This window comes from Coprococcus eutactus (genome assembly GCF_025149915.1).
GTDB classification, from domain to species: Bacteria; Bacillota; Clostridia; order Lachnospirales; family Lachnospiraceae; genus Coprococcus; species Coprococcus eutactus.
Genome location: NZ_CP102278.1, coordinates 1,548,984 through 1,562,484 on the forward strand (window position 1 = coordinate 1,548,984; position 13,501 = coordinate 1,562,484).

The window sequence follows — 13,501 nt, forward strand, 5'->3', positions numbered from 1 at the left end:
ATTCACACCTCCTCAATTCTTTAAGATGTCGTTAAAAACTGATAATCTTGGATCAGGAACAAAATCATCACAGTTACATGTACCATGATTCAGATTCGTTCCACACACCTTACAGAGTCCCTTGCAATCATCCTTGCACAGAATCTGTATTGGAACTAAACCCATCAGTTCCTTTTTCAGCAGTGCGTCCATATCGATATTACAGTCTTCAAAATAGCTTAACTCATCTATCTCATCTACCTTATCAGAATCTAAAACGGAAGTATCAATAACCGTGTCGATATCTATATGGAAAGTTCTCTCGAACTCCTCAAGGCATCTGTCACACACAAGCTCCATGACAATATCTGTACTGCCTGAAACCTTAACTCTGTTCTTACCATCATTTACAAGGTCAAGCTGAAAATCATCCGCCTGACCAATGCGGTAATCCATTCCCTTAAACTGGAAACTATCAAAGCCTACATGTACTTCAACGCTTTTAGTCAATCCTTCAGTGGATAAAATCTCAGATAAATCAATTAACATAATATCTCCTAAAAATCGCACATCTGCTATTATACATATGCGTATATTCATTGTCAACAAAATTTTGTAAAAAATTCACCGAAAAATTTATACAATTTCGTCAACTATCGTCATGTATCTTATCGTATTCAGATAATTCTATCTGTTAACAAGTTCCACAGTCTCACGAGCTATGGCAAGTTCCTCGTTTGTAGGGATGACCCATACCTGGATATGCGAGTTTTCTGTAGATATCTTTATCTCCTCACCTCGCACAGCATTTTTGTCATCATCTATATCTATTCCCATGAACCCAAGCCCTGTGGTCGACATCTTTCTAACGTAGGAATTGTTCTCACCGATTCCAGCGGTGAAGGCGATGGCGTCAAGCCCGCCCATGGCCGCTGCGTAAGCGCCGATATATTTCTTTACGCTATAGCAGAAAACATCAAGAGCAAGTCTGCATCTGTCATTTCCATTCTTCATTCCGTTGTCAAGATCTCTGAAGTCACTTGAGACACCTGAAAGGCCTGACACTCCAGATTCCTTGTTGAGGATCGTTGTGATCTCCTGAACTGACTTGCCCTCTTTACCGGCAATGAACTCAAGAATTGCAGGATCTATATCACCACTTCTCGTTCCCATAGGAAGTCCTGCAAGCGGAGTGAGTCCCATCGATGTATCAACCGATTTTCCGCCATCTACAGCCGTTATACTTGACCCGTTGCCAAGGTGGCATATTATCATTTTGGTATCTTTGATATCCTTGCCGACAAGCTCAGCAAGTCGTTTCGATACGAAGCTATGGCTTGTACCGTGGAAACCATATCTTCTTATCTTATACTTCTCATAATACTCATATGGTATAGCATATGTATATGCCTTGTCCGGCATTGTCTGGTGGAATGCTGTGTCGAACACCGCAACCATAGGAACACCTGGCATATGTGCCTGACATGCTCTGATTCCGATTAGGTTTGCGGGATTGTGAAGTGGTGCAAGGTCATTGCACTCCTCTATAGCAGCCATAACATCATCTGTTATGACAACTGAATTGGCAAACTTTTCTCCACCGTGGACGATTCTGTGACCCACTGCATCGATCTCAGAAAGTGATGCAATTGCACCATTCTCCTTGTCGAGAAGTGCATCAAGCACATATTTTACAGCTGTGTTGTGCTCAGGTATAGCAACGACTTTTTCGTACTTATCTTTTCCAATCGTCTGATGTGTGAGCTTGCCGTCTATTCCGATCCTCTCACACAATCCTTTTGCAATAACAGCTTCTGAGTCAGAATCGATGAGCTGATATTTCAATGATGAACTTCCACAATTAATTACGAGAACCTTCATCTCTAAAACCTCCTGTTTATATCTTGTTATTTTATATTTAAACCTACATTTTAGTATATATGAAAGGATTATTTTTTCAATACCCAAACAGGTAAAGACAGACAAAAAACGAGATGCAATACGCTCACATCTCGTTTTTGTTGTATGTATACCGTCATACAGTTTTATTATCTCTCCTTAGGAGTTACCTTCATAAGTCCTGCCTCCTGAGCCTGAGCCTGGATAGCAGTAATTGCAACAACACCTACTATATCGTCAGCTACACAGCCTCTTGAAAGGTCGTTAACAGGCTTTGCGATACCCTGTGTAACAGGACCGTAGGCATCAGCCTTTGCAAGTCTCTGTACAAGCTTATATCCGATATTTGCAGCATCCAAATCAGGAAATACAAGAACGTTGGCATGTCCTGCCACCTTACTTCCAGGTGCCTTGGATGAAGCAACCTCCGGTACAAGTGCTGCATCAGACTGAAGCTCGCCATCACACAAGAGATCAGGGAATTCTGCATTTACGATCTCTGTAGCCTCTATCACCTTATCTACGTCAGGATGCTTTGCACTGCCCTTTGTTGAGTGTGAAAGCATAGCCACAACAGGCTCTTCCTGTACGAGAAGCTGAAATGACTTTGCTGACTGCTCTGCGATATCTGCCAGCTCTGATGCTGATGGACTTTGGTTTAATCCTGCATCGGAGAATACAAATGCTCCATTTGCACCATATTCGCAATCAGGTACAACTACTAGAAAGAATGCTGATACAATTCTTGTTCCAGGTGCTGTCTTGAGTGTCTGAAGTGCAGCTCTAAGTACGTCTGCGGATGCATTGATAGCTCCTGCAACCATACCGTCTGCGTCATCCTGCTTAACCATCATACATCCGAAATATAACGGATTTGTCAAAAGCAGTTCCTTGGCTCTCGCCGGTGTCATGCCCTTCTTTCTTCTCATCTCAACAAAAGCATCTACATATTCGTCAAATTTATCATAATTCTCTGGATCTACAAATGACGCTCTGCTCAGGTCGATGTCGCCTGCTCTGCTGATGATATCTTCCTTGTCTCCTACCAGAATAATGTCCGCAATGCCTTCTGCCAATACCTTGCCGGCTGCCTCGATGGTTCTCATGTCTGATGTCTCAGGCAATACGATCTTTTTCTTATTCTGTTTAGCTCGTTCTTTTAACTGTTCGATAAACTTCATGTTTATGTCCCCCTTTAAAATAATGAAAACACACATAAATAAATATTAACGCATTGTTTCATTATTCTCAATAGAAATCACCAAAAAAATTGTCTTTTTATCCGTACAATCCGTGATTATAACTAAAAAATATTACACTATATTTGCATTGCAATGCTTATCTGTTTCTTCAATTCATCGATATCTCCTGAATTGTCTATTTTTTTCGCACAATTCATCTCGTAATATTCATCAGGTGCCTGTGATCTGATGACTTTTGCTGCCCGCTCGCGGGTAAAGCCTCTGTACATGCAGAGTCTTTCTATACGTTTTTCTAGATCCGCATATACAAACCACATCTCATCGCATATATCCAAATATCCATCCTGTATAAGGAGTGCTGCTTCGAGAACATACAGGTCACATCCAGCAATTTCTTTTTCCTCTATAGATGAAAGAATGGCTTTTTTTACGTTTGGATGGGTTATCGAATTGAGAATTTTTAGCTTTTCTTCGTCATTAAAAACTACCTGTCCCAGTTTTTGTCTATCTATTGCTCCATCTTCCATGAGAATGTCTTGTCCAAATGCATTAACAATGTCGTTGTACGACATCTGTCCCGGCTTCATCAAACAGTGGGCAAGGACATCCGCTTCCATGACAAATGCGCCATAGTCACTTTTTAATATATTGAGTACCGCTGTTTTTCCGGAGCCTATTCCTCCGGTTATACCGATTATTTTCATGTTATTTTGCCTCGTACCAATTATTTCCGGATGCAACGCCCACTTCAAGAGGAACCGTCATATCAGCCGCATGCATCATCTCGTCCACAAGTATCTTTCTTACAGTATCTACTTCATCCTTCGCTGTCTCTATGAGAAGTTCATCGTGTATCTGAAGTATAAGACGTGATTTCAAGCCAAGCTCCTTGAGCTTTATATTTACATGAAGCATGGCGATCTTAATGATATCAGCCGCAGATCCCTGTATAGGAGAATTCATAGCAACTCTCTCTCCGAAACTCCTCTGCATGAAGTTGGATGATTTGAGCTCCGGTATCGGTCTTATTCTACCGAACATCGTTTTCACATATCCATTCTCCTTGGCAAATTTTACCTGTCCATCAAGATACGTCTTTATACTTTTGTATGTGTCATAGTACTTCTCAATGAAATCCGAAGCTTCTTTTCTTGAAATTCCAAGATCCTCAGATAACCCGAATGCACTTATTCCATAAACGATTCCGAAATTGACAGCCTTTGCGTGTCTTCTCTGCAGCGGTGTCACCTCATCTATCGGAACTCCAAAAACCTCAGAAGCGGTGGTCGAATGGATGTCTATATTATTCTGGAAAGCGTTTTTCATGACGCTGTCATCAGACAGATGTGCAAGTACTCTCAGTTCAACCTGTGAGTAATCGGCATCGACAAACACAAAGCCATCCTGTGGTATAAATGCTTTCCTGATAAGTCTTCCAAGCTCCATACGCATCGGAATGTTCTGAAGATTTGGATCTGTGGAGCTTATTCTTCCGGTGGCGGTTATCGTCTGGTTAAACGTTCCGTGAATACGTCCATCTGAGGATATAAAGCTGCCAAGTCCTATAGCATAGGTTGAATTGAGCTTTGATAGCTGTCTGTATTCAAGGATATCATTTATTATAGGGTGGACATTCTTTATCTTTTCAAGCACATCTGCACTCGTCGAGTAGCCGGTCTTAGTCTTTTTTCCGCCCGGAAGAGCCATATCCTCAAACAATACAGGACCGAGCTGTTTTGGTGAATTTATATTAAAATCCTTGCCAGCGTACTCTATGATAGAATCATGCAGTTCCTTTATACGGGATTCAAGCTTATGGCTGTATTCCTCAAGAGCAGTTCTGTCTACCCGGACTCCTCGCTTTTCCATATCATGAAGAGTGTAGACCGTAGGAAGTTCTACGTTCATATACAGATCATACATACCTGTCCCTTTAAGCTTTTCGATCAAGGTATCCATTGCGAGGAGCGGAACGAGTGCCTTATATGCAAATAGCTCAAGAAAGTTATCGCTTATAAATGTAAATGCATTGAGTTCCTCTTTACCAGTCAGTTCCTTTTCCGACGGGAGCATTACCTCAAGGTATTCCTTGGAAATATCATCGTAATTATAGGAGTTCTCAAGCGGGTTTAACAGATACGCTGCAATTCCGACATCCAATACGTTGGTATCGCATTCTGAAAAATCCATATCGTTCAGACAACTTTTAATATCACCGATACATATAGATGTACCGGAAGTCTTTATATCTCTCACAATGTCAGACATAGCATCTGATGAAACACCGGACATGGAATTGATCACATACACTGTCCTCGCGTCACAGGTTATTGCTATTCCATAAAGAATATCACTGTCTGATATAACATACATTCCGGCTTTTCCAGCAGCTATAACAGTATCGCGGACAGTATCCAGCGCACTGTTTTCATTTATCACTGTTATCTCAGGCTTCAATTCCTGGGCGTCCGGCTTTGCATCGAATCGTTTGAGCATACTCTTGAACTCAAGTCTTTTCATTATATTGTAAGACTTGTCATTAAACATATCAAAAAGATCTGTATCATCAAGGTTGAAATCAAGTACACAGTCAAGCTTAATAGTCGCAAGTTCTCTTGACATTTTTGCCTGATCTGCAAATTCTCTGAGGTTCTTCTGTGCCTTAGGCGGTTTTATCTCATCTATATGTTCCAACGCATTGTCTATCGATTTCCACTCCTGAATGATCTTTCCTGCTGTCTTTTCACCTATTCCGGGAACTCCTGGTATATTGTCGGATGTATCACCCATGAGTCCTTTCATATCTATGAACTGTACAGGCGTAACGCCGTATAATTTCTGAACGTCAGCTGCATAATAATTCTCCACAGTGGTGCCGCCAGCCTTCGTCTTAGGTATCCTTACCAGAATGTTATCAGTTGCCAGCTGAAGGAGATCACGGTCTCCCGACACAATAACGACCTTGTAGCCATCCTTGTCTGCTATTCTTGAAAGCGTCCCTATGATATCATCAGCTTCGTAGCCACCCTTTTCGATGATCGTTATATTCATAGCAGTAAGAACTTCTTTGATAAGAGGCACCTGCTCTCTTAGTTCGTCCGGCATAGGTTTTCTTGTACCCTTATACTCTTTGTACATAAGATGCCTAAATGTAGGTTGTTTTACATCAAATGCAACACACATATTTGTCGGCTGTTCTTCATCTATGATCTTGAATATAATGTTCAAAAATCCGAGGACTGCGTTGGTGTGGAGTCCCTCATAGTTTGTCAGATCCGGGAGTCCATAAAAAGCCCGGTTCAAAATACTGTGTCCATCTATTATCAAAATCTTCTTATTGTGATCTGGCATTTGTGTGTCCTCCATTTATAAAATAAGTTACTGAATAATTTATAAGCTGTTCATTCCTTTATGGCTCAGATTATATTTGTGTACACGTTTCATAAAATCTGTTGTTTCATCCTGTGTGGTATTGATTTCTATATAATATTTATCTATATCGCTGACATCATATTCTTCATCGTTTAGCAGTCTTGAACCAAAGAAATCCTGATAATAATACTCGCTCTGTTCACTCAGCTTGGATGTCTGCTCGTAATTGTATACCTTGTCAAGCACGCCGCTGTACAGCCATATAAGTCCAGAGACCACAAGCACGATGACGACCATTATGGTCGAGTTTGCAATCCTCTTTACCGTTGTTAGTCTGTTCATTTCTTCATCGAGATGTCTGTCGAGAGCGTTCTTGAAATCTGTCGATATATTATCTGATTCATCAAGCTGTTTCATTCCGACGATAAGAGTATAATATATGTCAAGCTCCTCGTAACAGTTTTTGCAGGAACGGACATGCTTAATAAACTCCCTGAGCTCATCGTCAGGCAGCTTATTCTCTATGAATGCCATGATCTTTGATTGTGCTTCCAAACAATTCATATTATCCCTGCCGTTTAACAATTTTAATTTATCTCAAATGATCCGTCGTCGTGGGTGTTTTCTATCTTCCTTATGGTTATAAAATAAGGATCTCCCCTCTCAGGAACGACCTGTACCCTGTCTCCAACCTTGTGTCCGAGAATGGCTTTTCCTATAGGTGAAACATTGCTCACAAGTCCCTCAAGAATATCAGCACGGACACTTGTCACAACCCGGTATGTCTCTTCCTCGTCATCGTCCTCAAAATAAACAGTAACTGTGTTGTCAATACCAACCTCATCATCCGAGGAGTTATCCTCTATGATATCTGCTGTTCTCACAAGTCTGTCCAAATATCTTATTCTTCGCTCATTTGCATTCTTGTCTTTCTTTGCAGCGTAGTACTCAAAATTCTCACTGAGATCACCCTGAGCCCTGGCCTCCTTGACAGCCTCAAGCTTCTCCTTTCTGACAACGCACTTTCTGTATTCTATCTCCTGTTCTATCTTCTCTATATCCTTTTGCGTAAGCTGTTTTCCCATGTGTAAAACCTCCCGGGTACCTTAAGACCCTGACATATAATATGTGCAGTAAGATATACGCACACGCTCTTGTATATACTACCACAAAACCTGTACAAAGTAAAAAAGAAACCCGGTCTCAACTATAAAATAGTCAAAACCGGGGAATCCTTTATATATAATTCGGTGAGATAAACTCTATCAAATATTAGTTGTTGATGAGCTTGTCTGACTCGTTGTTCCAGCTGTAAAGTGCTCTGATCTGCTCTCCAACCTTCTCTGATGGATGCTCTGAAGCAAGCTTTCTCATAGCCTTGAAGTGAACCTGACGACCTGCTGGTGACATGTCAAGGAGGAACTCCTTAGCAAATGTACCATCCTGGATGTCCTTAAGTATCTGCTTCATAGCCTTCTTTGTCTCAGCTGTAACGATCTTAGGACCTGTTACATAGTCGCCATACTCAGCTGTGTTAGAGATTGAATATCTCATTCCTGCAAAACCTGACTGGTAGATAAGATCTACGATAAGCTTCATCTCATGGATACACTCGAAGTAAGCGTTTCTTGGGTCGTAACCAGCCTCGCAGAGTGTCTCGAAACCAGCCTGCATAAGCGCACAAACACCACCGCAAAGAACTGCCTGCTCACCGAAGAGGTCTGTCTCTGTCTCTGTTCTGAATGTTGTCTCAAGAACACCAGCTCTTGCTCCACCGATTGCAAGTGCATATGCAAGTGCGATGTCAAGTGCCTTACCTGTAGCATCCTGCTCTACAGCAACAAGACAAGGTGTACCCTTTCCTGCCTGGTACTCTGAACGTACTGTGTGTCCAGGTGCCTTTGGTGCGATCATTGTTACATCAACATCCTTTGGTGGCTTGATACAACCGAAATGAATGTTGAAACCATGAGCGAACATAAGCATGTTGCCTGGCTCAAGGTTTGGCTCGATATCCTTCTTGTACATATCTGCCTGTAACTCATCGTTGATAAGAATCATAATTATATCAGCCTGTTTTGCAGCCTCAGCAGCTGTGTATACCTTAAATCCCTGTGCCTCAGCCTTAGCCCATGACTTGCTTCCTTCGTAAAGACCGATGATGACATTGCATCCTGACTCCTTAGCGTTGAGGGCATGTGCATGACCCTGACTACCATATCCTATGATTGCTATTGTCTTTCCATCAAGTAATGAAAGATTACAATCCTGCTGATAATAAATCTTTGCTTCTGCCATTTTCTTAATCCTCCTAAATTTGTATAAAATGACTTATATATTAACTACCACTTGGATAATTAAAAACTTTATTATATGACTCATCCTCTGATAAGTCCTGTGAGTCCTGTTCTGACAAGCTCCACGATCTCATGACCATCAAGCAGTCTCAGGAATGCCTCGCACTTAATCGTTGTTCCGGTAAGTTCTATAATAACCGATTCCTTTGAAACGTCAACAATATTCGCCCTGAAAATATCTGCAACAGAAATGATGTCTTTTCTCTCAGACGGTGATGCCTTCACTTTGACAAGCACCAGTTCTCTGCACACAGATTTACCAGGCTCAAGTTCAACGATATTGACCACATCTTCAAGCTTGTTGAGTTGCTTTTTGATCTGGATGAGACTCGCCTCATCGCCACTCACTGCAACAGTCATTCTGGAATAAGCAGGATTTTCAGTCTCTCCTACTGTCACACTGTCAATGTTGTAACCTCTTCTACTGAACAGTCCTGACACTCTGCTCAAAACTCCTGATGTGTTGTCAACCAGCAGCGACAAAACAATATTACCCATCTATAAGTACCACCTTTCAACTCGTCTCTTTAAAATGTTCTAAATTATTATAGTTATAAATTTCTTCAATGTCAATTTATAACACACATTTTATCGCGATTTTTCTCTCTTTTTTCCGATTGGCAAAGGGCAAAATTTAATGTGATTTGCTCATACTGCCAAAACTTATAACGTTTACACAAAAATGTGCTGAATATTTACTCTATTCCGAGCAGTTCCTTAACTAAGACAACACAGTCTGCGGCGTCTTCTGAATATCCATCTGCGCCTATCTCCTCAGCGTAACTCTCTGTTATAACCGCACCGCCTATGATAACCTTGCTGTCAAGACCATTCTCTCTGACTGCCTCTACCACGTCTTTCATTTTCACCATCGTTGTTGTCATGAGAGCTGAGAGACCTATGATACTTGCATTATTCTCCTTTGCAGCCTGTATTATCACATCACATGGAACATCCTTACCGAGATCGATCACGTTAAATCCATAGTTTCTGAGCATAAGGACAACAAGATTCTTACCTATGTCATGAATATCGCCCTCAACGGTAGCAACGACTATTGTAGGCATATTTGAGCTGTCCTTGCCCTTTAAGACAAGAGGACTTATGACTCCTATAGCCATCTCCATGGTCTCTGCACTTGAAATAAGCTGCGGCAGAAAATATTTCTTCTTCTCAAAAAGTTTTCCAACTTCATTTATTGCGCTGATAAGATCGTCGTCTATTATGGACTGAGGGTCTGCTCCGCTCGCAAGGACAGCATTCACATCATCAAGGATAGTTCTCTTGTTTCCCTTGAGGACATCTATGTATATCTGACTTTTACCCTCCAAATCTGCGCCGGCTTTGCCGCCTGAAGCCCCGGCCCCCGGTGCTGCTATATCCAAAGCCTTTACATTTTCAATGTAGCGGACATCACTATCCTCCTTAAAAAGGAGCATATCTGAAGCGTATGCAGCATTCATGAGCATCGTTTGTGACGGATTAGCTATTGCCATTGTAAGGCCTCGCTCTATGGCCATGGTGAGGAATGCTGTATTTACAAACATTCTCTCTGGAAGGCCAAATGATATATTCGAAAGTCCGCATATAGTTGCAAGACCGTTACTGTAGCAATAGTTGATGGTCCTCAGACAGTTGACAGCTGCATCCTTCTGGGCCCCAATCGTGGCAACAAGGCCGTCTACAACTACATCCTTTTTTGTAAACCCCAGATCATACGCCGTGCCGAGAACAGTGTTGATTATATCTTCCTTCTCCTGAGAACTTTCCGGCAGTCCTTTGTCGGACAAAGGAAGAAGAATAAACATAGCGCCGTACTTTCTGACCAGTGGAAGTATCTCTTCCATCTTTACTTTTTCAAGAGATACCGAATTAACAAGCGCTCTTCCCGGATAAATCCTAAGAGCAGCCTCGATAACCTCTGGTGAACTTGAGTCGAGACACAGAGGGAGATTTACAGCCTGGGATACCTGATATACAACCTTCAGCATCATTTCCCTCTCATCGATCCCATTCATTCCTACGTTTATATCAAGGATAGATGCACCCTTTTCAACCTGTTCCTCAGCCATGTTCATAACCAGTTCAAGGGAACCTTCCCTGAGTTCTGCCTGCAGCTTCTTCTTGCCAGTAGGATTTATCCTCTCACCTACTACCTTAAACGGCGCATCGAGATCTATGACTAGGGATGAACGCTCTGACGATATACATCTCACATGTTCACTGCTTATCTTTGGAACTGGCACTGTGGCGGCCATGTCTGAAAGTGCCTTAATGTGATCCGGTCTGGTACCACAGCAGCCTCCGACCATTCCGGCACCTGCCTCTATTATAAGTTTCATGTCAGCAGCAAACTCTTCCGGTGTCATTTTGTATACACTCTTGTCGTCCACAAGCTCCGGCATTCCGGCATTTGGCTTCGCAAATACAGGTATGAACGCTATACTTTTCATCTGTTTCACAAGCTCGACCATCTTGTCAGGTCCAGTAGAACAGTTTACTCCTATCGCCGCAACCCCAAGGTTCTGAAGGACGTTTACAGCTGTAACCGGATCAGTTCCATAAAGTGTACGCCCATCTTCATTGAAGGTCAGACTGGCTATAATAGGAAGCTTCGACACTTCATTTGCTGCTATGACAGCTGCTCTCGTCTCCGCAAGGCTCATCATTGTCTCCACTACCAGGAGATCACATCCACTTTCATCGAGCACCTTTATCTGCTCTTTGTATACATCTACCAGTTCTTCAAACTGAAGTTTGCCCATAGGGTAGAGCATCTCACCGGTCATGGTGATGTCTCCTGCGACAAGTCCATGTCCGGCGTTTTCAACCGCTTTCTGTGACAGCTTAACAAGCTCACTGTTCATGCTCACAAGATTGTCCGCAAGTCCATATTCATTGAGTTTTATGCGGTTACATGTAAATGTAGGTGCATACAGGATATCAGTACCAGCATTCAGATATGCTGTCTGAAGGTCTATCATGATCTGCTTATGTTCAAGTATCCACTGTTCTGGACATACGCCTAGGGGCATTCCGGCATCCATGAGATTGGTACCAGTAGCACCATCAAGTATAAGTATCTTGTCATCAAAAAGTTTTCTGAATTCAGTCTTATTCATATGTATTACCTCAGTGTTTAATATTGCTTATGGATTTAAAGCGATCACTCCTCGACAAGTCCCTCATCAACAATTTTTCCGCTGCCATCTGCGGCAGCAGTCGCAAGTATATCGCATCTCTCATTTCCCGGATTGCCAGCATGGCCCTTAACCCATAGGAATTCAACATTGTGAGGCTTCTTTGCCACAAGAAGTCTCTCCCACAGATCTCTGTTCTTAACCGGTTCATTCTTGCCGCGCTTCCAACCTTTCTTTATCCAGCCCTCTATCCAGTGCTGGTTGAACGCATTGCACAGGTACTGGGAATCAGAATAAAGCTTGACATTGCAAGGCTTTATAAGCGCTTCAAGGCCAGCTATTGCGGCCATGAGCTCCATTCTGTTATTCGTCGTCTTAATATATCCCTGACTATATTCTCTTTCATGCAATTTACCTGATGCATCAACATACTGAAGCACTGCGCCGTATCCACCTGGACCGTTTGGGTTTCCTCTTGCCGATCCGTCTGTATAAAGAATTACATCCATTTCTATATCTCCAATAATAATTATGTGATTTTCTGCAATAAAGATGAGATTATTCTCTGCATCTTCTCCGCTGCCGCATTTCCTGCTTTTATTATATCTTCGTGTGACAACTCACCGCCAAGTCCGGCTGCTTTATTGCACACCGAGGACAGACCAGCTACACGGATTCCCATATGTCTAGCTGTTATAGCCTCACATACGGTACTCATACCCACCGCATCTGCACCGAGGCTTCGATACATCCGTATCTCCGCAGGTGTTTCGTATTGTGGTCCCGTAACCTGGATATAGACTCCTGACTTATATATCATGCCAAGCTCATCGTAACTCTGTTTCAGTTTCTCTATGATTTCCAGATCATACACATGCGTCATATCGGGAAATCTGACACCAAACTTCGCATAATCGCTGTATATGAGTGGAGATCTCACAAAAGAAGAAATGTGATCTTCAATGACCATTATGTCTCCGGCATTCAGCTGATCAGATATTCCGCCTGAAGCATTGGTTAGAATAAGATTCTTTATTCCAAGAATACCTATTAGTCTTATAGGCATTACGACCTGATCCATGCTATAGCCCTCATAGAAATGAACACGCCCCTGCATAAGGAGAACATATCTGCCAGATAATCTGCCATATACAAAACGTCCCCTGTGTCCCTGAACCGTGGATCTTGGAAAGCCCGGTATATCTGCATATTCTATAAAAACCGGATCCTCTATCTTATCAGCCATATGTCCCAGCCCACTCCCAAGAACTATGGCCGTGTCAGGAATCACACCTATATGACTGCCCACATGATCCGCTGCCCTTTTTATATTCTCAAACGTTATAACTTCGCATGACATATTTCTGCTCATATCCCTTTTACACTAGATTTATATTAAACCTGCTGTTAAGCAAAAGAGGTAAGTACAAAGACTTACCTCTCTAATATATAAGTGATAACGGAGATGAAGGGATTTGAACCCTTGCGCCGGTTGCCCGACCTACCGCATTTCGAGTGCGGACCCTTCAACCACTTGGGTACATCTCCAATT

12 protein-coding genes and 1 tRNA gene are annotated in these 13,501 nt (G+C 42.2%); all 13 read right to left on the reverse strand.

Features of this window, described 5'->3' with window-relative positions; genetic code table 11:
• Nucleotides 1-12: 12 nt before the first annotated feature.
• Nucleotides 13-528, reverse strand: a complete 516-nt coding sequence (locus NQ536_RS06675) for a YceD family protein (RefSeq protein ID WP_022058974.1) — start codon at nucleotides 526-528, stop codon at nucleotides 13-15.
• A gap of 138 nt (nucleotides 529-666) precedes the next feature.
• On the reverse strand, nucleotides 667-1,860 hold the full coding sequence (locus tag NQ536_RS06680) for an acetate/propionate family kinase (protein WP_044997984.1): 1,194 nt from the start codon (nucleotides 1,858-1,860) through the stop codon (nucleotides 667-669).
• A 167-nt stretch (nucleotides 1,861-2,027) separates the two neighbouring features.
• Nucleotides 2,028-3,059, reverse strand: a complete 1,032-nt coding sequence (pta, locus tag NQ536_RS06685) for a phosphate acetyltransferase (RefSeq protein ID WP_022058972.1) — start codon at nucleotides 3,057-3,059, stop codon at nucleotides 2,028-2,030.
• A 137-nt stretch (nucleotides 3,060-3,196) separates the two neighbouring features.
• The gene (gene coaE, locus NQ536_RS06690; RefSeq protein ID WP_004850907.1) at nucleotides 3,197-3,784 is read right to left on the reverse strand and encodes a dephospho-CoA kinase; all 588 of its coding nucleotides are present in this window, start codon (nucleotides 3,782-3,784) and stop codon (nucleotides 3,197-3,199) included.
• A 1-nt stretch (nucleotide 3,785) separates the two neighbouring features.
• Entirely contained in the window at nucleotides 3,786-6,431 is a 2,646-nt protein-coding gene (gene polA, locus NQ536_RS06695) for a DNA polymerase I (protein WP_049937736.1), read from the reverse strand.
• Nucleotides 6,432-6,470: 39 nt separating this feature from the next.
• A complete protein-coding gene (locus tag NQ536_RS06700) occupies nucleotides 6,471-7,016 on the reverse strand; it encodes an anti-sigma factor family protein (RefSeq protein ID WP_004850903.1) in 546 nt (181 codons plus the stop codon).
• A 23-nt stretch (nucleotides 7,017-7,039) separates the two neighbouring features.
• Nucleotides 7,040-7,537 carry a transcription elongation factor GreA gene (greA, locus tag NQ536_RS06705; protein ID WP_004850901.1) on the reverse strand — a complete coding sequence of 166 codons (498 nt, stop codon included), beginning with the start codon at nucleotides 7,535-7,537 and terminating at the stop codon, nucleotides 7,040-7,042.
• A gap of 187 nt (nucleotides 7,538-7,724) precedes the next feature.
• Nucleotides 7,725-8,750, reverse strand: coding sequence for a ketol-acid reductoisomerase (gene ilvC, locus NQ536_RS06710; protein WP_004850900.1), 1,026 nt, complete (start codon nucleotides 8,748-8,750; stop codon nucleotides 7,725-7,727).
• Nucleotides 8,751-8,830: 80 nt separating this feature from the next.
• A complete protein-coding gene (gene ilvN / locus NQ536_RS06715; protein ID WP_004850898.1) occupies nucleotides 8,831-9,307 on the reverse strand; it encodes an acetolactate synthase small subunit in 477 nt (158 codons plus the stop codon).
• A gap of 197 nt (nucleotides 9,308-9,504) precedes the next feature.
• Nucleotides 9,505-11,931 carry a homocysteine S-methyltransferase family protein gene (locus NQ536_RS06720; protein ID WP_004850896.1) on the reverse strand — a complete coding sequence of 809 codons (2,427 nt, stop codon included), beginning with the start codon at nucleotides 11,929-11,931 and terminating at the stop codon, nucleotides 9,505-9,507.
• Between the two features lie 44 nt (nucleotides 11,932-11,975).
• The gene (rnhA, locus tag NQ536_RS06725; RefSeq protein WP_004850895.1) at nucleotides 11,976-12,458 is read right to left on the reverse strand and encodes a ribonuclease HI; all 483 of its coding nucleotides are present in this window, start codon (nucleotides 12,456-12,458) and stop codon (nucleotides 11,976-11,978) included.
• A 20-nt stretch (nucleotides 12,459-12,478) separates the two neighbouring features.
• The gene (locus NQ536_RS06730; RefSeq protein ID WP_004850894.1) at nucleotides 12,479-13,309 is read right to left on the reverse strand and encodes a purine-nucleoside phosphorylase; all 831 of its coding nucleotides are present in this window, start codon (nucleotides 13,307-13,309) and stop codon (nucleotides 12,479-12,481) included.
• 100 nt (nucleotides 13,310-13,409) lie between these two features.
• A tRNA-Ser gene (locus tag NQ536_RS06735) sits at nucleotides 13,410-13,497 on the reverse strand.
• Nucleotides 13,498-13,501: the final 4 nt, after the last annotated feature.

Excerpts from the sequence above, each read along its gene's own strand:
- NQ536_RS06675 (WP_022058974.1), bottom strand. The coding sequence starts at position 528 with ATGTTAATTGATTTATCTGAGATTTTATCCACTGAAGGATTGACTAAA.
- NQ536_RS06680 (WP_044997984.1), bottom strand. The coding sequence starts at position 1,860 with ATGAAGGTTCTCGTAATTAATTGTGGAAGTTCATCATTGAAATATCAG.
- pta (WP_022058972.1), bottom strand. The coding sequence starts at position 3,059 with ATGAAGTTTATCGAACAGTTAAAAGAACGAGCTAAACAGAATAAGAAA.
- coaE (WP_004850907.1), bottom strand. The coding sequence starts at position 3,784 with ATGAAAATAATCGGTATAACCGGAGGAATAGGCTCCGGAAAAACAGCG.
- polA (WP_049937736.1), bottom strand. The coding sequence starts at position 6,431 with ATGCCAGATCACAATAAGAAGATTTTGATAATAGATGGACACAGTATT.
- NQ536_RS06700 (WP_004850903.1), bottom strand. The coding sequence starts at position 7,016 with ATGAATTGTTTGGAAGCACAATCAAAGATCATGGCATTCATAGAGAAT.
- greA (WP_004850901.1), bottom strand. The coding sequence starts at position 7,537 with ATGGGAAAACAGCTTACGCAAAAGGATATAGAGAAGATAGAACAGGAG.
- ilvC (WP_004850900.1), bottom strand. The coding sequence starts at position 8,750 with ATGGCAGAAGCAAAGATTTATTATCAGCAGGATTGTAATCTTTCATTA.
- ilvN (WP_004850898.1), bottom strand. The coding sequence starts at position 9,307 with ATGGGTAATATTGTTTTGTCGCTGCTGGTTGACAACACATCAGGAGTT.
- NQ536_RS06720 (WP_004850896.1), bottom strand. The coding sequence starts at position 11,931 with ATGAATAAGACTGAATTCAGAAAACTTTTTGATGACAAGATACTTATA.
- rnhA (WP_004850895.1), bottom strand. The coding sequence starts at position 12,458 with ATGGATGTAATTCTTTATACAGACGGATCGGCAAGAGGAAACCCAAAC.
- NQ536_RS06730 (WP_004850894.1), bottom strand. The coding sequence starts at position 13,309 with ATGTCATGCGAAGTTATAACGTTTGAGAATATAAAAAGGGCAGCGGAT.